General features: G+C 63.9%; 14 protein-coding genes. 6 read left to right on the forward strand and 8 right to left on the reverse strand.

The genetic code is table 11. From position 1 onward, the window contains the following. Positions 1-46: 46 nt before the first annotated feature. The 3 genes from NDI79_RS14070 to NDI79_RS14080 form a co-directional block, all read right to left on the reverse strand. Positions 47-844 carry an IclR family transcriptional regulator gene (locus tag NDI79_RS14070; RefSeq protein WP_310929158.1) on the reverse strand — a complete coding sequence of 266 codons (798 nt, stop codon included), beginning with the start codon at positions 842-844 and terminating at the stop codon, positions 47-49. 91 nt (positions 845-935) lie between these two features. After that, positions 936-2,297: a GntP family permease gene (locus NDI79_RS14075; protein WP_310929159.1), complete on the reverse strand. Its 1,362-nt coding sequence runs from the start codon at positions 2,295-2,297 to the stop codon at positions 936-938. A 52-nt stretch (positions 2,298-2,349) separates the two neighbouring features. Next, complete coding sequence (locus tag NDI79_RS14080; RefSeq protein ID WP_310929160.1) at positions 2,350-2,811, reverse strand: universal stress protein; 462 nt, start codon at positions 2,809-2,811, stop codon at positions 2,350-2,352. Between the two features lie 86 nt (positions 2,812-2,897). Between NDI79_RS14080 and fba the strand changes: the two genes are divergently transcribed. The 4 genes from fba to NDI79_RS14100 all read left to right on the forward strand — a co-directional run bounded on the left by fba (position 2,898) and on the right by NDI79_RS14100 (position 7,742). Continuing rightward, positions 2,898-3,902, forward strand: a complete 1,005-nt coding sequence (gene fba, locus NDI79_RS14085; RefSeq protein ID WP_310929162.1) for a class II fructose-bisphosphate aldolase — start codon at positions 2,898-2,900, stop codon at positions 3,900-3,902. Then, positions 3,899-5,419 carry an FGGY-family carbohydrate kinase gene (locus NDI79_RS14090; protein WP_310929163.1) on the forward strand — a complete coding sequence of 507 codons (1,521 nt, stop codon included), beginning with the start codon at positions 3,899-3,901 and terminating at the stop codon, positions 5,417-5,419. The genes fba and NDI79_RS14090 overlap by 4 nt, the downstream gene beginning before the upstream one ends. 4 nt (positions 5,420-5,423) lie before the next feature. Further along, a complete protein-coding gene (locus tag NDI79_RS14095) occupies positions 5,424-6,452 on the forward strand; it encodes a 2-hydroxyacid dehydrogenase (protein ID WP_310929164.1) in 1,029 nt (342 codons plus the stop codon). Between the two features lie 114 nt (positions 6,453-6,566). Then, entirely contained in the window at positions 6,567-7,742 is a 1,176-nt protein-coding gene (locus tag NDI79_RS14100; protein ID WP_310929165.1) for an enolase C-terminal domain-like protein, read from the forward strand. A 1,185-nt stretch (positions 7,743-8,927) separates the two neighbouring features. Here the strand turns inward: NDI79_RS14100 and NDI79_RS14105 are convergent. Beyond that, complete coding sequence (locus tag NDI79_RS14105) at positions 8,928-9,635, reverse strand: helix-turn-helix domain-containing protein (RefSeq protein WP_310929166.1); 708 nt, start codon at positions 9,633-9,635, stop codon at positions 8,928-8,930. Between the two features lie 386 nt (positions 9,636-10,021). Between NDI79_RS14105 and NDI79_RS14110 the strand changes: the two genes are divergently transcribed. Further along, positions 10,022-12,067: a polysaccharide deacetylase family protein gene (locus NDI79_RS14110; protein ID WP_310929167.1), complete on the forward strand. Its 2,046-nt coding sequence runs from the start codon at positions 10,022-10,024 to the stop codon at positions 12,065-12,067. Positions 12,068-12,186: 119 nt separating this feature from the next. Here the strand turns inward: NDI79_RS14110 and NDI79_RS14115 are convergent, their stop codons facing one another. The 4 genes from NDI79_RS14115 to NDI79_RS14130 form a co-directional block, all read right to left on the reverse strand. After that, complete coding sequence (locus NDI79_RS14115) at positions 12,187-13,638, reverse strand: oligosaccharide flippase family protein (RefSeq protein WP_310929168.1); 1,452 nt, start codon at positions 13,636-13,638, stop codon at positions 12,187-12,189. A 22-nt stretch (positions 13,639-13,660) separates the two neighbouring features. Next, positions 13,661-14,491: a hypothetical protein gene (locus NDI79_RS14120; RefSeq protein WP_310929169.1), complete on the reverse strand. Its 831-nt coding sequence runs from the start codon at positions 14,489-14,491 to the stop codon at positions 13,661-13,663. Between the two features lie 134 nt (positions 14,492-14,625). After that, positions 14,626-16,950 (reverse strand): DUF2206 domain-containing protein, encoded by a 2,325-nt coding sequence (locus NDI79_RS14125; protein WP_310929170.1) that lies wholly within the window; start codon positions 16,948-16,950, stop codon positions 14,626-14,628. Between the two features lie 257 nt (positions 16,951-17,207). Further along, positions 17,208-18,656, reverse strand: a complete 1,449-nt coding sequence (locus NDI79_RS14130; RefSeq protein ID WP_310929171.1) for an RNA-guided endonuclease InsQ/TnpB family protein — start codon at positions 18,654-18,656, stop codon at positions 17,208-17,210. A gap of 287 nt (positions 18,657-18,943) precedes the next feature. Between NDI79_RS14130 and NDI79_RS14135 the strand changes: the two genes are divergently transcribed. Beyond that, a complete protein-coding gene (locus tag NDI79_RS14135; RefSeq protein ID WP_310929172.1) occupies positions 18,944-20,101 on the forward strand; it encodes a right-handed parallel beta-helix repeat-containing protein in 1,158 nt (385 codons plus the stop codon). Positions 20,102-20,127: the final 26 nt, after the last annotated feature.

Here is a 20,127-nt window from a genome sequence, read left to right on the forward strand (position 1 = left end):
CTCGGGGTCGGACACCGGTCCGTTTTGCGATGCTAAACGAACCGCGTCACTCGGCTCCCGACCGGCCGATGCTCTCGGTCAGATTGATGTTGGCTTCGACGACGCTCGTCGTCTCCGTCACCTTCGCCGGGAGGGTGTCGCGAAACCGCTCCTCTTGCATCCGGCTGACGGGTCCGGAGACGCTCACCGCGCCGAGGACGCGTCCGGTTCCGTCGCGGACCGGCGCGCCGACGGCGCGGATGCCCTCGACCTCCTCTTGGTCGTTGAGCGAGTATCCGCGTTCCCGCGTCGCCGCGAGTTCGTCGAAGAGGGCGGCACGGTCGGTGATGGTGTTGCTCGTCAGTTCGGCGAGACCGTACTCGTCGACGATGCGCTCGACCCGCGACCGCGGGAGGAACGCGAGGATGGCTTTGCCCGTGGCCGTGTAGTGGAGGTAGTCGGGTCGCTGAAGCTTGACGGCGTGGAACCGCTCGCCGACTGCGTCGTCGCCGAGAAGCTTACAGAGTTTCATGCTCAGACCGTGCTGTTCGGTCGAGAGGTGGACGATTTCGCCCGTCTCCTCGACCAGTTCCTTGATCTCGGGCTCGCCGATCTGATAGAGGATGTCGTGGTTCCGGACGTACTCGCCGAAGATGAGAAATCGGAGGCTCAGCCTGTACCGCCCCTCCTCCTTGACGACGAACCGGTGCTGTTCGAGCGTACTCACGTGGTTGTGGACGGTTCCCTTCGTCGAGTCGAGGTGGTCGGCGAGTTCGGTCACCGTCGCGCCGTCCAGTTCCTTGAGCGCCTCCAACACCCGAATCGTCGTCTCTACCGCCCGAACCGGGTTGTTCGCTGTCTCCATGCGTCGCGACGACGGTCTCCGCGAAAATAAGTCTGTTTACCAGCGCTAAACGAGATGCGCCTCCCTCCCGAGAACGTCGGACCGGAGGGAGTTACGCGAGCGGAACGACCGAGGAGAGCAGCAGCAACAGCAAGATACACGTCACGGACATTATCGTCGCACTCGCGGAGTACGTCTTGAACGTCTCGGTCTGCGTCAGACCGCCGACCTCCGAGACGATCCAGAAGCCGCTGTCGTTGTACCACGGAGCGATCATGCCGCCGGCCCCGATGGCCAACATCAGGTAGACGGCGCCGACGGAGAGGTCGCCCGTGAGCGGCGCCATTATCTCCGCGCTCGTCAGCAGCGCGACGGTGGCGGAGCCCTGAGCGACGCGAATCAGGGCGGCGATGAGCCACCCCGCCACGAGCAGCGAGAAGCCGAAGCCGGTGACGATACCCGCGACGTACTCGCCCACGCCGGTCGTGTTGAGCATCGCACCGAACGCACCGCCGGCGGCGGTGATGGCGATGATGTTCCCGCCGCTCTTGATCGCACCCGTCAACTCTTCGTTGAGCACGTCGAGGTCGCGAACTTCCAGCCGGTAGTACGTGTACGTCGAGAACATCGCGGCCGCCGTCAGCGCGAGCGTCGCGTCGCCCGCGAACGCCGTGACGTCGCGAATCGTCGCCCCTTCGGCGTACACCGCGGCCGCGATGGTGTTCGACCCGATGAGGACGAGGGGGAGGACGATGGGCGTCAGCGATTCGAGGAGCCCCGGACCCGTTCCCGACTCGTTCATCTCCTCTTCGACTTCCTCGGAGGAGACGCCCATCGACTCGCGGAGGGGGAACTCCTCGCGGGCGTTCAGCGCCTTCCCGTAGACGACGCCGCCGAGCAGCGACGTCGGGAGCGCGACCACGCCGCCGACGAGGATGGCGAGCCCCAAGTTCACTCCCAGCGAGTTCGCGACGGCGAGCGGACCCGGAGTCGGCGGCACCAGCGTGTGCGTCGCGAGGGCACCCGCACAGAGAACGGTCATGTAGAGGGAGAACTTCACGCCGGTCCGGCTCTTCATCGCTCTACCGAGGGGGGCCAGCAGGTAGAACACGTTGTCGAAGAACACCGGAACGGAGAGGAGATAGCTGCTCGAGAGGATGGCGTACTCGGAGCGCTCCTGTCCGGTGACCGACAGCGCGGCGCGGACGATGCGGGCGGCCGCCCCGCTTTCCATGAGCGTCTTCCCGATTATCGCGGCCATGAGGATGGGGATGCCGACGCCGATGAGCGTCTCCCCGAACGCCTGCGCCACCTGCGCCGGCACCTCGCTGAGCGGAACGCCGGACGAGATGACGGCCACGCCCAACGCGGCAATAATCAGTCCCACGAAGGGCGGGAGATTCAGGTACACGAGCAGGAACACGACCAGCACCACGCCCACCGCGAGCGGGATGAGCGGATTTGACAATATCATGCCTTCACTCGACCGTGCGGCTAAACCATTATAATATTTGTTGTGTCTGGTCTCAGGCCTCGTCGGCCCGGACCAACAGCACCTGCGTCTCGGCGTGCCGCGCGACTTTCCCGGCGACGTCGCCGAGGAGGAACTTTCCGACCGCGCTCCGCCCCTTCGCACCGAGGACGATGAGGTCGACGCCCTCCTCGGCCGCGTAGTCGGTTATCGTCTCCGCCGGGTCGCCGACCAGAACGACCTGTTCGACCGGCACCCCGCGTTCGGCGCCCCGCTTCGCGACGCGTTCGGTGAGTTCGCTGCCCGCCTCCTCCCTCCGTTCGTCCATCTCCCGACGCTCGTCCGCGTCCCGAGCGAGTTCGTTCACCGACTTCGAGACGTGACTCGACCCCCGGTCGTCCACGACGTGCATCGCGCGCACCGCGCTGTCGAACCGCTCGGCTATCTCGAGCGCCTGTTCGACGACCCGCTCCGACAGTTCGCTTTCGTCCACCGAGACGAGTATAGTCTCGTACATATCTCCCCTAGGGACCGTCCCGAGTATAATAGTTGGTCCCGGGTGTGAGTAGTAACTATCATCCCGGGCGGCGTCGTACGCCCGATATGCCGCACAACGCAACCGCAGCGCTGGAGGACTGCTACGAGCGCGCCAGAGCGGGGAGCTACGGCTTCTTCGCGAGCAACGTGACTCACTTCGACGTCCTCGTCGGACTCCTGCGGGGGAGCGCGAGCGTCGACTCGGACCTGGTCGTGCAACTCGGCAGAGAGGAGGCGGCCTTCTTCGGCGACGGCGACCCCGCCGTCGGTCTCGACGTCTTCGGCGCCGCGCTCGACGGACTCGCGGAGCGCCACGGCGTCGACGCGTTCTGCAACGTCGACCACGTCCATCTCCCCGACGGCTTCGGCTTTCTGGAGACCGCGGTCGACTCCGGCGTCCCCGACTCGGTCATGGTCGACGCGTCGGCGGAGGCGTTCGAGCGGAACGTCGAACTGACGGCCGAGGCCGTCGACCGAGTCGGCGACGACGTCCTCGTCGAGGCCGAACTCGGGCGCATCGCGGGCGTCGAGGGGACCACGGAGACCCCCGACGACGAGGCGTTCTACACCGACCCGGCGGACGCCGTCGAGTTCGTCGACCGGACCGGCTGCGACCTGCTCGCCGTCTCCATCGGCACGCAGCACGGCGTCGCGTCCGGCCGCGACCTGGACGTCAGACCCGACCTCGCGGCCGACATCGACGACGCGCTCCGCGACGCCGGTCACGAGACGCCGCTGGTCGTCCACGGCGCCTCGGGGCTTCCGGACGAGCGAATCGAGGAACTGCTCGACGCCGGCGTCTGCAAGTTCAACAAGAACACCCGGTACCAGTACGAGTTCGCGCGCACGAGCGCGGACTTCTACCGCGACCACGCCGACGCGGTTCGACCGCCCGACGGCATCGAGGACGACCGGGCCGGGTTCTTCGCCGAGAGCGACTGGGAACCGGACAAGACGTACTTCCACCCGCACGCCGTGTCTGGGGCCGTCCGCGACCGCATCGCCTCGGTGATGGGCGACCTCTGCGAACTGACCGGGAGCGCCGGCGAGACGATGCGCTCGGAGCGATGAGCAGCCGCGACTCCGACCCCGACCCCGGGACCGTCCTCGTCGGCGTCGACGCCGGACTCACGAACGTCACGGTGACGGCGTTCGACGGCGCCGGCGGGGAACTCGCCAGCGCATCGCGGTCGACGCCGACCGTCGAGACGGCGTCCGGCCGCGACGAACAGGACCACGACCGACTGTGGGACGTCGTCTGCGAGGCGGTCGCCGCGGTCACGGAGCGTGTCCCGACCGGTGCGGTCGCCGGGGTCGGCGTCGCCGGTCACGGACACGGCCTCTACGGACTGGACGCCGACGGGGCGCCGGTCTGTGGCATCAAGTCCACCGACAGTCGCGCGCTCGATACGCTCGAGGCGTCCCATTCGGATGTTCTAGAGACGGTCGTCGACCGCCTCGGGTGGGAACCGTTCGGCGCCGACCCGCTGAGCCTCCTCGTGTGGCTCCGCGAGCACGACCCGGCCGCGTACGACCGACTGGAGACGCTGTTGTTCTCGAAGGACGTGCTCACCCACCGGCTCACCGGCGAGCGCTCCACGGACCCCTCGGAGGCGAGCGTGTTCTACGGGCCGACGCCCGAGTACGACGAGGAAGTGTTCTCGGCGCTCGACATCGAAGACGCGTTCGACGCGCTTCCGCCCGTCGTCCCGAGCACCGAGCCATGCGGGACGGTCACCGCCGCGGCCGCGGCGCGGACCGGACTCCCCGAGGGAACCCCAGTCGCCGCGGGGCTGCACGACGTCGCCGCCTGCACCCTCGGCGCGGGCGTCACCGAACCCGGCGACGGACTGCTCATCCTCGGCACCTGGGGGCAGAGCGTCGCCGTTCTCGACGCCCCCGAGGACGGCGAGTCGGGCCTGCCGCGGCGATATCTGAACCGGTGGCTCCGGTACGAGGGGCTCCGGTCCGGCGCGGCCTGCGTCGAGTGGTTCGTCGAGAACTGCGGGGCCGACTGGCGGCGGGAGGCCGGGGAGCGCGGTGTCTCGCCGTACGTCGTCTACGAGGAGGCGGTGTCGGACGTGTCCCCCGGCGCCGACGGACTGGTGTTCCACCCGTTCCTCAAGGGGTCGACGGACCACCCGAACAGTTCGGGCGGATTCTACGGGCTCCGCCTCGAACACACGAGCGCGCACATGCTTCGTGCGGTCTACGAGGGCATCGCTATCTCCCAGACGAGCGCACTCGAGTCTATCGGGGCGGACGTGGACGCGATTCGGCTGACCGGTGGCGGGGCGCAGAGCGAGGCGTGGGCGCAGATGTTCGCCGACGTCTCGACGCTGCCGGTGACGGTGCCGACCGAGCGCGAGACGGGGGCGCTCGGCGCGGCGCTCTGCGGCGGCGTGGCCGCGGGCGTCTATCCGACCGTCGAGGCGGCGGTGGACCGCGCGGTCGGAACCGCCGTTCGCTACGACCCGGACCCCGAAACGGAGGCGCGCTACCGGGCGGTCGCCGACGCGTTCGCGGAGGTGGGCGACGCGATGGAATCGCCGTGGGAAACGCTCAAGTCGCTCGCACAGGAACGGTGAGCCGATGAAGGTGCTACTCTGCGGGGACCCGCAGCAGCCGAGCGAGTACATGCACGAAGCCCTCGGGTCGTTGGAGGCCCGCGGGATGACCTTCGAGCGGATGGACTGGATGGGCGACGCCTCGCCGGCCGAGTTCCGCAACGTCACGATGGACATGGAGTCGCGCGGTCCGGCGGACTACGACACCGACGCCATCGCCGCGAACCTCGACGGCGCCGACGTCCTCGTCGTCCACAAGGCGCCGGTGTCCCGCGAACTCATCGAGAGCGCCGACCTCTCCGTCGTCGCCGCGGCCCGCGGCGGCACGGAGAACGTCGACCTCGACGCGGCCGCGGACAACGACGTGACCGTCCTCCACGCACCGGGGCGGAACCGCGACGCGGTCGCGGACTACGCGGTTTCGATGCTGCTCTCGCGGCTTCGCGAGATTCCGTTCAACCACGCCGAACTCTCGGACGGAGAGTGGAATCAGGTGTTCGACCCCGACCTGCTGCCGCCGGACGTGCGGACGACGACCGTCGGCATCGTCGGGTTCGGCCACATCGGCCGCGGCGTGGCCCGCCGACTCGCCGGCTTCGACCCCGAACTCCTCGTCTACGACCCGTTCGTCGACGACGAGGAGATACGCGAGGTCGGCCCCGAACCCGCGGACCTCGACACCCTGCTCGGCGAGTCCGACGCGGTCACCCTCCACGTCCGCCTCTCCGAGGACACCGAGGGGATGATCGGACGCGAGGAGTTCGCACAGATGAACGAGGCGGGCTACCTCGTCAACACCGCCCGCGGCGGCCTCGTCGACACCGACGCCCTCGTCGACGCCGTCTCCGAGGACGACATCGCCGGCGCGGCGCTGGACGTCTTCGAGGAGGAGCCGATTCCGGAGGGCCATCCCCTGTTCGATCTCGACGGCGTCGTCTTGACCCCGCACGTCGCCGGGTCCACCCGCGACGCGGTGCTCGGCGGCCCCCGCATCATCGCCTCGCAACTCGAAGCGTATCTCGACGACGAGACGCCGGCCCACGTCGTCCGATAGCGGTCGCTCGCGGCTCGCGGGCGTCGCCAATCGTCGGCGGCGCGTTCGGACCCGGTTCCGGCCGAAAATTCACGGCCGAAAAGACATATACGTCGCCGTTTCGATAGCGAAATCATGTCGCTCGAAATCACTCGGATAGAGTCGACCGAGTTCAGCTATCCGCTCGAAGACGTGGGAACGGACGGCCACGGATTCAACCCGGTGTACGACCCCGGAAGCACGCTCGACCGAAAACTGTTCGCGATAAAAGTACACACGAACGAAGGCGTCACGGGGACGTACGTCGGCGGGAGTTCGCCGGGCGCGGCGCAGATCAACCTGTTCGGCGACTACCTCGTCGGGAAGAACCCGCTGGACCGCGAACGGCACTGGAGCGAGATTAAACGCGCTCTGCGGAAGTACGACCGCATGGGCATCGGTCCCATCGACATCGCCCTCTGGGACCTCGCCGGGAAGTACTACGACGCCCCCGTCCACGAACTGCTCGGCACCTACCGGACCGAGTTGCCGGCGTACGCGTCGACGTACTTCGGCGACACGAACGGCGGCCTCGACTCTCCGGAGGCGTTCGCCGACTTCGCCGAGACGTGTCGGGACATCGGCTACCCGGCGTACAAGATACACAGTTGGGGCGGTTCGGACGCCGACCGCGACATCGACCGCGAAATCGAGATGGTGTACGCCGTCGGCGAACGCGTCGGCGAGGAGATGGACCTCATGCTCGACCCGGCCTGCGAGTACGAGACCTACCTCGACGCGCTGAAGGTCGGCCGAGCGCTCGACGAGGAGGAGTACCTCTGGTACGAGGACCCCTACCGAGACGGCGGTATCTCCATGCACGCCCACGAGCGTCTCTGCGAGGAACTCGACACGCCGGTGCTGCAGACCGAACACGTCCGCGGACTCGAACTGCACAGCGACTTCATCGCCAACGGCGCGACCGACCTCGTCCGCGCGGACCCCGAGTACGACGGCGGCATCACGGGCGCGATGAAAATCGCGAAGGTCGCCGAAGGATTCGGTCTCGACGTCGAGTTCCACGCCCCCGGACCGGCGTCCAGACACTGCATGGCCGCGACGCGGAACACGAACTACTACGAGGTCTCACTCGTCCACCCCGACTGCGGGAACACCGTCCCGCCGGTGTACCTCGGAGACTACTCCGACGAACTGGAGACCGTCTCCGCGGACGGAACCGTCCCCGTCCCCGAGGGTCCCGGCCTCGGCGTCGAGTACGACTGGGACTACATCGAGGACAACAAGACGGGGAGCGTCCACGTCTACGAGTAACGGGGTCGCCCCGGTGACGCTCACGAACGCTCTCTACGATATCTGACCGCGCCCTCGGTGCCGGTCTGCAGTCGGTCCGCGGGGGCATCGTCAACCGCGCTGACGAAATCTTCGATGCGTCGCGACCCAACGAGTACGGACCGGCCACCCGCCCACCCGACTCGGACGCCTCGATTCGCTCCGGTGTCCGCCGAATTCCCGGCCGCCGAACTCGCGAAGCGTCCCCTCCGTTCTCGATTCCTGTTACGCGCTTCCGACCACGAGAGTCGCTGAGGCGACCGGTGGATAGACCACGCCTCGAGATAGATTCCGTCCGCTCTGACCTCGGTTTCCCCGCCACCAGCGCATCTCTATCCTCGGTTGTAATGATAGAATTCGGAATTTTAGAATCAGCACCGTCGAATAAGGATTTGAAATGTTCGGGAGCGTCTCCGTACCGCTACGCGAGTTTGAGAAGAGAGCGGATGCGCGAACAGACGACCGACTCTCGGTGAATCTGACACCAAGTGCTCTCGTCGGGCGATTTCTCAGAGGCACCCTTGCCGACCGATAGCGTCTCAGGCCCGCCGACGTTCACGGGAGTTCGCCTCTACCTTGTATCGAGGGCTCGACGCAGGTATACCGACTCAGAAGGCCGACCGGACGGCATCGAGTCGGTGATGAAATCGGGCCGAAAAGAGATTCTCATCCGCGTTACTCGCCGAATAGACAAAGTTCGGGAAATTTAAACACCGAATATGCGACTTCGAGTTGTAGAATTACGCTACAAGGAAATACCTAAACCCGAATTCGATTCTCTGTTCGCTCCGCCCTAGATTCTGTCAGTATTCCAGAAGGTTCGTCCGAGGCCTCTCCTATCGACCGATTAGTGCGAACGGCCGGATTGCGAGTCGGTCGACCGCTAGCCGGTTCTCGCAACTGCCGACCTCTCCGGACCGTTCGGGACGCTAACGTTACATATCTAATCTTGTAACAGACGCATGGCTGTCGAAACACTACTTATATATCGCCATCTACGCTCCGGGTGTGCAGACCGTCCGTTCGTCGTTCTCCGCAGACGTTTCGAGTAGTCAGCGAGAAACCTCGCTCGACGTCGTCCGCTCGTCGACGGAACCGGCGCACCGAACCGGACCGGAGCCGGAGAGACGTCTTCTCACACCCGTCGGCAGAGTCGAGCGAACCGGGTCAGTCGTTTTCGAGACGTGGGTCGGGTTTCTCCTCGGGCCGGACCAACTGCTTCGGTTCGACCAGCGCGTTGCCGAGCAACGTATCGATACCCCGGCGCAGTCGCTCCGAGACCGCGTTACTGGAGACGCCGTGGCGGTCGGCCAACTCCACGAGCGAAGTCTTCCGCGGGACCTCGAAATATCCCGACTCGTAGGCCTCGACGAGAGTCTTCCGCTGGGTAGCGGTGAGTCCGTACCTGTGTCTCCGCTCGTTCATCCACGGGGCGTTCTGTTGGATTCTGAGCGGATTCACGCTGATGTTCGCGCTCCGATACCCTCGATAAAACCGCGAGACTGCGTCGGCGGTCTGAAACCTGAGCGTGAGATTCCATCCCCCTCCTGTCCCCACCGCCTCCGATACCGCCACGGGAAGTCCCCGAAGCGTCGCCAGTAGCGGGTTGACGTTCTCGTCGTCGTCCCACGCTAGTCTGACGAGAAATCCGCCGTTCGTCGTGTCCACTATCTCCGCGTCTCTCACGTGCGGTTCCGACGAGAGCAGTCCTTCGAGTCGGTCGGACGGGACGTCGGCGGTCCAGACGTACGGGACCATCTCGGCGTCGATGGAGATAGACGGCTCCAACTGGATCGTACAGGAGGGGTAGTTCGTCAGCACGTTCTGGAACAAGAAGTCGCTGGTCGAGACGGACGCCTCCATGAGCACACTCATACTCTTAGTGGGCTGACACACTACCCTCGAATATAAATTGTCCTCAAGAAAATCGTATATTGTTTTCTATATCTATTTTTGAGCTGACGAATGCTCCGATATTCGGTATCGATTATCGTACCTCTCGGCTGAAATTAGAACTCGGTCGTGTCGATTCGGGTACCCGTACCCGATAGGTGGGACGAGGCTGATATCCCGCTCAGCTAATATATAAAAGCCACCTCAGCAGTGAGGCAGAACTGACACCCCGCCGTCAGACAATCAGTTATGCTGTGCGTGGCGGATCGCACTGCCCCGTCTACTACGAGGTACACCCAGGGAGCGAGGTGGAGCGGGCGGTCCCGAATCGGGGGCGGTGAGTCGACACGCCGAGTGCAAGCAAAACTATGGATACGGATACGACGCGGCGACGACGACCGGCAATCGGGATGATCGCGACGACGGGGAACGTCGACGTGATCGCTCGAAACGTCGTCCGAGCCCACGAGAGAGGGTACGACTGCCTACTGGCGTACGAAGACGGGATAGCGCCCGAACGACTGCCGTCGGTTCGGGGAACCGGAACGGAGGTGGTACACCCGGCGGAGTCCGTCGACGACCGACTCGACCCCCGGTCGCGCTTGAAGCGGGAGGCGCGGCGGCGAGGGCACTCCGGTCTGTTGGTTCACGAGTCGGGGGAATCGATCGATTTCGAGCGCAGCGAGGCGGCGTTACGAGCGTCGCAACTGTACGCCGTCGACACGGTTTCGGCGCCGACGAACCGAGACGGCGACGCGGCGGAGGCGGGGACGGGGATAGTCGCTGCGATACCGGCGTACAACGAAGCCGGGGCCATCGGTCGGGTCGTGGCGGAAACGAAAGAGTTCGTCGAGCAGGTGCTCGTCGTCGACGACGGGAGTACCGACGAGACGGTGAGGGCGGCCCGCGAAGCCGGGGCCACCGTCATCGAACACACTACCAACGGAGGGTACGGCGCGGCGCTCCGGACGGCGTTTCGGGAGGCCGACGCGCGCGACGCCGAACGACTCGTCGTGCTGGACGGCGACGGTCAGCACGACCCCGCGGACATCCCGACGCTGGTACGCGGACAGCGTGAGACCGGCGCGGAGATAGTCGTCGGAAGCCGGTTCGTCGACGGTGCGACCTGTGATGCTCCTCTGTACCGGCTCTTCGGACTGCAAGTCGTCAACGTGCTCACGAACCTCAGTACGGGTATCGTCCGGGGGAACGCGTGGGTCGCCGACACGCAGAGCGGCTTTCGTCTCTACGATAGATCGGCGATAGAGTCCCTCTCCAAAGAGAAAATCGGGGAATCGATGAGCGCGAGTACGGACATCCTGTATCACGCTCACCGGAACGACTACGAGGTCGACGAGGTGGGTGTTTCGGTGACCTACGACGTGGAGAACCCCAGCAGTCACCATCCGGTCCTCCACGGACTCACGCTCGTCTCGAACATCCTGAAGACGGTCACGCGGGACCGATCGCGGACCGTGTTCGGTCGAACCCGTCCCGACGCCGACGTGACCAACGCGCTCAGTTTCGACCTCGAACACTGGCACTCGGCGACGCTCCTCCGAGACGAGGTCGACGACCCCGCCGACCGCGTCGAGGAGTCGGTCGCCATCGTGCTCGACTTGCTCCGGCGCCACGACGTTCACGCGACGTTTTTCGTCGTGGGCGAACTCGCGGCCGAGTATCCGCGACTCGTCCGAAGAATACGGAAAGAGGGGCACGAGATAGCCTCGCACGGGCACACCCACACACCGCTGTTCGAACTCACCCCCGAGACGTTCGCGGACGAACTCCGGCGCTCGTCGGAGGCCATCGAAGACGCCGCGGGGGTCCGTCCCCGGGGGTTCCGCGCGCCGAACTTCTCGATTACTCCCGTGACCGATTGGGCGTTCCAAGTCCTCGAATCGAGCGACTACCTGTTCGATTCGAGCGTCTTCCCCGTGAAGACCCCCATGTACGGCGTGAGCGGAGCCTCGACCGAACCGTACACGGTCACGGCGGACTCGCCGTTCGGCCGCCGGAACGGGACGCCCTCGAACGGACTCGTGGAGTTCCCGCTCTCCGTCGCCAGCGCTCGCGTGCCGTTACCGATCGCGGGCGGGTTCTACGCCCGCGTGCTTCCGGCGTCGGTGCTCGACCGGGGGATACGACGGCTGAACCGTAGGGGCACTCCGGCCAACCTCTACTTCCATCCGTGGGAGTTCAACCCGGACGTTCGGATCGACTGCTCGCTCCCGAAGCGAACGGTGAGTTTCGCCGGCATCGAGCGGACGGAGGCGAAGTTGGACCGCCTCCTCGCCGCCCACGAGTTCGGGACGGTCGGATCCGTTCTGGCGGAACGGGCGTTCCTCGACGAACAGGCGTCGTCGCCGCTCTCGGCGCTCCGCGAAACGGACGTGGAGGTCGACCGAGGGTGACGGCGCCGCGGGGTCGGGTACACCCCGTACCGCTCGGATGCATCGGGGATGAGACGGAATCCGAGTCGAGACCGAAGCCGTTGGGCCGAGTCGACCGTCGGACTCCAAAGCGTGCGACGCTATTTGATGGACGCGACCAGCAACTGATCTCTGTCGGTGTAGGCGCGGTTGATGGCCATGTAGACGAAGACCACGCCGGCGATAGATCCGCTGAGCAGGAGCTTCAGCGCCGGCGGTGCCCCGATCTGGCTTCCGAGAAGCATTACTCCCAGGGCGACGGTCAGAGGGACAACGGCCCGGACGTATTCGCGGGAGTACGGCCAGATGTTCAGCAGGTAACGAACCTCGAGTAAACGCAGCAGATTCTGAAATCCGATCGAGAAGGACGTGGCCATCGCGGCACCCATGATTCCGAACTCGCGGATGAGTACGAAGTTCAGAACGACGTTCAACGCGCCGCCGACGACGTTGTTGCCCATCTCCACGCGCTCGTGGTCCGACATCAACAGGAGGTAGCCGGCCGGGCCGACGAAGTTACCGACCGCCTGTCCGAGGAGCGCGACGACCAACACGGTGCTCGCCTGACGGAATCCCTCGCCGAAGACGCTCATGAGTTCCGTCGAGAAGACGAGGAAGAACAGCATCGCGAAGGCGGTCAGGAACGTTATCCACTTCGTGACGACGGTGTAGAGGTCGTCGAGTTTCTGCGTCTCTCGCTCGTGGTGGAGTTCGGAGGCGACCGAGGGGAATATCGAACTCACCGAGGCCATCGCGAACGTGATGAGAACCGCCGTACTGAACGCCGCCCGGTACTGTCCGACCTCGGTGTTGCTCACGAACACGCCGAGCATGAGGTAATCCGTGTACTTGAGCATCTCTCCGGAGAGCGCGCCCACGGCGACTGGGAGCGAGTACCGATAGGTCTCCGGGAGGTTCAGCTTCGCGGTTCGGATCCTGTCGAAACACCCCAGACGGTACAGGAAGACGATACTCAGCAACACGCCGATACCCAGCGAGACCAAGTACGCGACGGCTGCCGAATAGATCGTTCCGAAGAGGAGAACCGCGACGGCGACGAGCAGTACGGCCGACCCCGATTGCCCGAAGTCGCGGATGTACACCGCGTACTTAGTCTCCTTGAATCCTCGCGTCGTGGCCTCTCCGATACGAAACATGGCGAAGAGCGGAACGCCGAGTAAGAGAGCGTAGAGGACGGTGCTGTCGCCGGGGTTGTCGAACAGATGGAATCGGTGTAACGCGAAGTACAACGCGGCCGCGAGCAGCGACCCCACGAGCAGCGGGGAGACGAACCCGAGGAGCGTCAGTCCGGCCAGCCGTTCGTCGTCGTCCTGCTTTCTGAAGATGGGGACGTACCGTTGAACGGTCGTATTGAGCCCGAGCATCGCGAGGAACCCGGCGATCTGCAGCACCACGACGGCGACCGTGAACCGACCGAGCGCCTCTGCACCAAGTGCTCGACCGATCAGAACGATCAGGCCGTACTCGAATCCGCGCCCCGCGAGTTTCCCGAGGAACGTGATCGACGACAGTTTGCTGATGCTCTGATTCATGTGTGCTGTCCCGGGGACCGCACTAGACGTATCCCAGGTCTCGAAGCCGCTGTTCGATGCGGGCATCGTCGCTCCCGTCGCCCGCATCGTCAGCAGCGACCTGAGGCGGATCGGACCGAACCGACCGGTGGCGCTCGAACGGCGGAACGAACCACGGAACGGTCACGAGTTCCGGGGTCCTGAAACCGGGCGGATGTCCGTACGTCCGAATCGGGAGCGGACGGACCTTCTCGCCGAAGAGGTTGCCGTGGTCGGCCGTGACGACCGATTTCCCCTCGAGGACGTCGAGGAGTTCCTCGACGGCGGGCAGCACGAGCGCCAGGTTCTCGGCGTACGCCGTCCAGACCTCTTCCAGCGTCGCCTCAGAGAGTCGGTATCGAAGCATCGTCCAGATCGGGAGGTCGGCGGAGTCCGCCTTTCGATCCAACTCCGTGACCTCCCCGGACAACCCTCGGTGGCTCATCTTCCGGCCCGTCTCACCGATGAACGGATAGTGGGGTTGCATGAAGTGACTGATAATCCGCTTGTCGGGGTAGCGCTCGTATGCCTTTCGCGTGTGTTCGACGACCGCATCCGGCGTGACCGTCCGGAGGTCCTCGTCCCAGGCGAGGTCGAAGACGTTGACGACGTCGTGGAACACGCCGTCCTCGATGAGCACTTCGGTGAAGGGATTCGCCGATACGTAAACCGTGTCGTGGAAGGTCCGACCTGAGAAGTTCTCCGTGATGAACTCCTCGCTGTTACTCCCTCGAGATTCGACGCTGCTGAGCGTCCCCTCCAGACGGTGGGTCTCCTCGAAGACATCGTATCGACATCCGTCGAGGATGAGTAGGTTCTCCCACGGTTCGTCCATGACGTACAGTCCCCGGTTCGGAGACGCGACCCGATGGTACGCGCGGTTGAGTTTGTTCACCTTGCGTTCTAGTTCTCCCACGAGGATCTGCGGGGATTCGATCGTCCGCCGGAAGTTTTCGAGGGTGTATTTTCTCATTGTGTACTGCTGGTTCGTTCGAGGCGTCCAGTGATCGCTACCGGTCGCGGGCGAGACGAGGGTCTCGCTCGCGGCGATACTCGCTCCGACTCGCTTGTCACGTATAGAGTTTTTCCCGACGGCGCCGGCGTGAGTCGACCGTTCTCCCGAGAGCATTCGGGTCGCTCGCGAACGCGATAGATTCGGACGTTGTCTCGGGCGTAGACGACTTCCGCGTGCGTGAGGATGTGGTCGTGGTATTCGGTCGAGTTCGGTTCGATGTAGCGGCCGAGTTCGTTCCGGTAATCGAGTGGTCGGTCGCTCACGTACATGTACGTTGAGTTCTGGATGGTCGTCTGATTCGGTGAGATCAGTTCGATCCGGGGCTGTGGAATCACCTCGCCCAACAGTAACCCGTCGCGACTGTTCGCCCTCGACCGGTCGCTGTAGACCCCGATTCCGGCGCAGACCGGGAGTTGGTCGTCGGCCCATTGAGTCGCCGCGACCTCGTTTTCCGTGTAGACGGGGAAGCCGGCGTTCTTGTTCAGCCCGACGCTGTACTCGGGGACGTCCTGTCCGGCGACGGCGAACACCGCTCCGGAGCTGAACACGAACATCACCGCCAGAAAGACGGACAGCGCGGTGGTCGCGTTCCGCGCACTGAACAACGACGAGTAGGACGTCCGCTCGGCCAGCAGGGCGACGGGCCACCTCGCACCGAGCACAACGAAGGGAGCGAGAACGACGAGTCCGATGTGGAGTGCCCGATCGAATCCCATGTTGTAGGTTACGACCGCGGCCGACGCGATGAAGGCGCACATCACCGCGCCGATGAGGGCGTACTCGCCTCGGACGTCGATCGTTTGCCGGTGGTACAGCGACACGAGCTCCCGAAGCACGCCGAGTCCTCCGAGACCGATGACGACGACGTATATCGCCTTGTGCAGGACCCAAAGGAGCGACTCGGACGACCGGGTCGCGTAGGCGATACCGCTCCTATCCGACGTCTGACTGAAGAGCCCGTGGACGGTCGACTGAGCGGTCGAGATAACGCGCTCGACGACGACACCGCCGCCGGTGAAGTTGAACCAGAGGAGCCAGATGAGTCCGAGGGAGACGACGAAGAGCGGCCGAACGATCGTATAGCTCTCCGGCGCAGTGAAGCGAGACGTTCGCGTGAGAGCGAGTGCCCCCGCGTACGCCGCCCCGAGGAAGAGACAGAACAGGAGCGACGCCGCGTAGTGCGAGAAGACGAGTGCGCTCAGGAAGCAGATGGCGAGAACCGCCCGTTTGGATTCGGTGAGGTGGGACCTGACCGCTGCGACCAAGAAGAGGACGAAGAACACCTCCGCGAACGCCTGCTTCCCGGGAATCACCTTGAAGAACCCGTAGTAGAATATCGTGAAGAAGGGGGCGATAACCGCGAGACCGCGGTCCTCGAACACGTGGGCGGACACGACGTAGACCCCGACGGGCATCAGCGCGAAAATAACGGGGTAAACGACCTTCAGCACGGATACGAGCGGTAAGCCGGTGACGGTCGTGTACAACCCGGAGAGAAACGTGACCGTGAGCAGCGGTACGAGGGAGTTGGATACGGTGGGGTCCCAGTGTCTTTCGAGCAGACGGAGACTGATGTTGTACTCGTAGTGCGTGTCCCAGCCCCAGATGTGAGGCGAGATCAACGACGTGTGATAGAGGACGGCGAGGGCGACACAGAACACGGCGTACGGCCTGAGCGATCGCGGGATCACCCTCGTGCGGAGTAGAATCGGGAGGGTGGCGGCGAGGAACACGAACAGGAGCGCCACGTGGTTGGAGTTGGACTGATTCACGAAGTGGGTCCCGAGGACGGAGACCAGCGGGAGTGCCGTGAGCAGCGCGACCGCCGGTCGGAACCGCCGATCCGATCTGACCGACGGAGAGAGGGACGGAGGTTTCCACTCTCCCCGTCGAATCACGATCACGACCATCGCGCTGATCGACAGAACGAGGACGACGGAGAACGCGCTTCCCGGCGGCGGCTCCGCGATTCGCGACAGGACGACGTCGAGCAGCGCCGCGACGACCACGCAGTAGAGAATACTCAGGCCGACACTGTCGAGCAGTGACTGGAGCACCGACGACGCCTGAATTCGGAAAAGCCGTCTGAGGAGATAGCCGGGGACGAGCGTGATGAACGCGAATCCGACGACCACGCGGAGGCTACCGAGGACGACGTTGTCGATGTTCACCGCGGCGAGCGCCAGCAGATACGTCCCGGCGAGGAAAACTAACACCCCGCCGAGAAGCCGTTTCTCGGAGTCGGTCGGATTCTGATGGAGAATCCGCCTAACGGACATCTGCACTCTTGACGGCGACCTGTGTTCGAGTATCTTTCGGAGACGCTCCTCTCAGTCGGTCCGGACGGACCGAGTCGATAGTGGGTTGCATGGTTCCGTTCTCGGTTTATCGTCGTGAGATAGTGCTCGTGACGCTGGGCGATCGCGTACGAATCATTGCACTGACAGTCAGTTCAGACACAACGCACATAACTTTTTCGTGGCCTGACCGCCGCGGCACTTGACATCCTCCCCGCCCAGAAGGGCGAGGATTCCTCTTAGGGCGACACAGCCAAGCGACGCCCGGAGGAGCTTGATAGTTCGTCTAGTCCTCGTTGGTAGTCTAACGACCCAAGCGTTCGCATCGCCTCGGTGACGACTGCTGTCCACTCGTGGTCATCCCACTGGAGGTACGTGACCTCGTAGTCTCCGTCCCGTGGACTTCCAGCCTCACGGGAGACAGGCCGTGCCATCGACCCTCGTTCATCACTCGGTTCAAACCACTCCGCAACATCTACATCCTCGTTCCCCGCGAGAATCAGAGACGCGCCTACGATATCTGAATGCGCCTCTACCCCGCACTTAGAACACGAGAACTCGTCTCCATCTCGACTCACTTCTGAAGACGAGCAATATGGGCACGTCGAACTCGTCCCATACTCGCCGACCTCTACGAGTCCCAATCCAGCGACCTCGAACGTCTCTTCGAGACGCGCAGTTAATTGCCCGTGCGACCAGAAATTATGCGTCTTCTGGTTCACCTCCGCCGACCAATGCGTATCGAGCACGTCCGACACGTCTCCGACGTACACAGTCTCAACGCCTTGTGAGACCAGCCATCGGGCAGCGTGTTTGACTGCGGTGTCTCGGTGATGGTCTCGCCGACCATACAGCGAGTCGAACCGACGGCGGATACGCTCGCTCGAATACACGTGCTCTGCTAACTGCGACTGTAGCTCCGAGATTTCGTCGTAACCGTGTTGGAACTCGTGGAACTCCGGGCGAGCATGGAACACGAGTGAATCTCCGTCGCTCGTGACGATGGTCAGGGTATTGTTCGCGCCAACGTCGATAGCCGCGCTAAGCGAATCTGTAGATTCCGTGTTCTCCTGTTGGAGTGTAGTAGTGGCAAATTCGGCCTGTCGGACTACGTCGATGTAGTCTGGCTGTACGGTGACAGGCTGATTGACACGGAAACACTGTGATTCCTCATCAAACGCGATATCGAGTCGGCCTTGCTTCCCCTTCCATCGCGGGTTCCCTCGAAGCTCTAATTCAACGAGGTATCCTCTGCCGGGGATGTCGTATTTGTCGTTGAGTGCTTTCCCGACGGGGATTCGGATTGTTGAGCGGTCTGCGCTCCACTCTACGTCGTACAAGTCACCGCGAACGACTGATTTTAACTCGTAGCCTTCTCTGCGATTCCCCCAGTATCCGGGTGGACTGGGGTTTTCGGCGGGGTTGTTGTCGAGTTCGTCGAATCCCCGCCATGTTTCGGCGTTCTTGCGGACGAGTTGTTGGCAGGCTGCTTTGCTGGTGACAGCGGCGTAGTCGTCGTATAAGTCTGAGTACGTCGCAGTCTTCCAGTTGCCTGTCTCGAAGTAGGCTTGTCGTCGGCGGTAGTTGACTTGGTTGTAGAAGGCGCAGCACGCGGCGAGCCACTCACAGAGACACACTTTTTGCCACGATTCGGTGGCGTGAGCGGTTAACGAGTTGGCTCGTCGCATACTTGTTTGTACGGGTGTTCGAATGTTAACAGTTTGGTTTGCGGTGATTGCGTGGGTGTCGCGGATTGGTGGGGAGAGACGGTCTGTGGAAAGTTTTGTCGGATTCATCCCCGCCCTAAAGGGCGAGGCTTTCTCCTCGACTCTCCGTAACGCATCTCAGCCGACGGGATGCGGTGCAAGCCCCTGCCGAGGCAATGCCGAAGGCCAGTCGGTGGCGAAGTGACGGGTTCCGAGTCGCTCGGGCAAACCCTTTACGCCAATCGACCCCTTCATCGGGTAGACCGAGGATGACAGACGTGTCCAGACGGGAGTTGCTGAAACTGACCGGTACCGCCGCCGGTGGGGGAGCGATCACGTACGCGGCTACGAACGGCCGAGCACGATTCGACCGGGAGGAGGAGGACGAAACGACCACGCCTCGCGGGGGTGCCCGTTCGCTCCCCTCTGACAGCGCTCTCGCCCGCGAAAACACCTATTTCGTTCCGCCTGCGGACGGCATCGGGGGAATCCAAGCGGTCATCGACGACCACGCGCCGGACGTTACGGTCGTTCTGGGAAGCGGGACCTACGTCGGCTCCGAACTGACGGTGAGACACGACGTTCGGTTGATCGGTGCCGGGGTGAACGCGACGACTCTCAAACTCGCCGACGGCGCGAACACCGACCTCGTCGTCACCCCGAACCCCGACCGCCGAGCGAGTCTGAGAGTTCGGATGGAACACCTCACCTGCGACGGAAACAAAGCGCACAACTCGACGGGCGATATCGTCTACGGCGTGTTCTGGAACGGCCGGTTCGTCGACTGCGAGTTCGTCGACGCGCCGACGAACGGGTTCTGGCTCGCCGGATCACCGAACGCGTCCACGGATAACAACGTCTTCCGAAACTGCCTGTTCGCCCGCTCGAAGGGGAACGGACTCAGACTGGGCGGAAGCCGGACGACCGGCGCAGCGGTCGGGGTCGCTCGTATCGACACCTGCTGGTTCGGGCGGAACGGAGGGGACGCGATGCAAATCCGCGGAAACGGGAACTTCGTGACGAGCGGAAAGTTCTACGAGAACGCCGGGACCGACGTGTACATCGACCGAGGCCACCGAAATCTGGTTCTCGACAGCGACCTGTCGAAGCCGATTCCGACCGCGCCGTGCATCTCCGTCAGGTCGGCCAAGGGAGTCGATTCGTCGGGGAACCGAATCGCGGGGAACGTAATCTACGGCTCGTTCCCGGACGCGGTGTTCTGTCGAGCGGACGGAAACGACGTGCGGTCGCTTCAGATACAGAACAACATGATCGACGGGAGCGGAGAGGGCACCCGAACCGGGATTCGCGCGGTCGGCGGAGAGTACATCGGGTGCGTGGCGCAGGGTAATGCGGTGGTCGGGAGCTTCTCCGAAGCCGCCATCCAACTGCCCTCTTCTTGGACGACGACCGGCAATTCCGCCTGAGACGGCGTCAGCGAGCGTTTTATTAC

It is taken from the genome of Halogeometricum sp. S3BR5-2 (assembly GCF_031624635.1).
GTDB classification, from domain to species: Archaea; Halobacteriota; Halobacteria; order Halobacteriales; family Haloferacaceae; genus Halogeometricum; species Halogeometricum luteum.

Bases quoted from the DNA above. Each gene is read 5' to 3' on its own strand.
- NDI79_RS14070 (WP_310929158.1), bottom strand. From the start codon at position 844: ATGGAGACAGCGAACAACCCGGTTCGGGCGGTAGAGACGACGATTCGG.
- NDI79_RS14100 (WP_310929165.1), top strand. From the start codon at position 6,567: ATGTCGCTCGAAATCACTCGGATAGAGTCGACCGAGTTCAGCTATCCG.
- NDI79_RS14105 (WP_310929166.1), bottom strand. From the start codon at position 9,635: ATGAGTGTGCTCATGGAGGCGTCCGTCTCGACCAGCGACTTCTTGTTC.
- NDI79_RS14080 (WP_310929160.1), bottom strand. From the start codon at position 2,811: ATGTACGAGACTATACTCGTCTCGGTGGACGAAAGCGAACTGTCGGAG.
- NDI79_RS14095 (WP_310929164.1), top strand. From the start codon at position 5,424: ATGAAGGTGCTACTCTGCGGGGACCCGCAGCAGCCGAGCGAGTACATG.
- NDI79_RS14115 (WP_310929168.1), bottom strand. From the start codon at position 13,638: ATGAATCAGAGCATCAGCAAACTGTCGTCGATCACGTTCCTCGGGAAA.
- NDI79_RS14120 (WP_310929169.1), bottom strand. From the start codon at position 14,491: ATGGACGAACCGTGGGAGAACCTACTCATCCTCGACGGATGTCGATAC.
- NDI79_RS14090 (WP_310929163.1), top strand. From the start codon at position 3,899: ATGAGCAGCCGCGACTCCGACCCCGACCCCGGGACCGTCCTCGTCGGC.
- fba (WP_310929162.1), top strand. From the start codon at position 2,898: ATGCCGCACAACGCAACCGCAGCGCTGGAGGACTGCTACGAGCGCGCC.
- NDI79_RS14075 (WP_310929159.1), bottom strand. From the start codon at position 2,297: ATGATATTGTCAAATCCGCTCATCCCGCTCGCGGTGGGCGTGGTGCTG.
- NDI79_RS14135 (WP_310929172.1), top strand. From the start codon at position 18,944: ATGACAGACGTGTCCAGACGGGAGTTGCTGAAACTGACCGGTACCGCC.
- NDI79_RS14130 (WP_310929171.1), bottom strand. From the start codon at position 18,656: ATGCGACGAGCCAACTCGTTAACCGCTCACGCCACCGAATCGTGGCAA.
- NDI79_RS14125 (WP_310929170.1), bottom strand. From the start codon at position 16,950: ATGTCCGTTAGGCGGATTCTCCATCAGAATCCGACCGACTCCGAGAAA.
- NDI79_RS14110 (WP_310929167.1), top strand. From the start codon at position 10,022: ATGGATACGGATACGACGCGGCGACGACGACCGGCAATCGGGATGATC.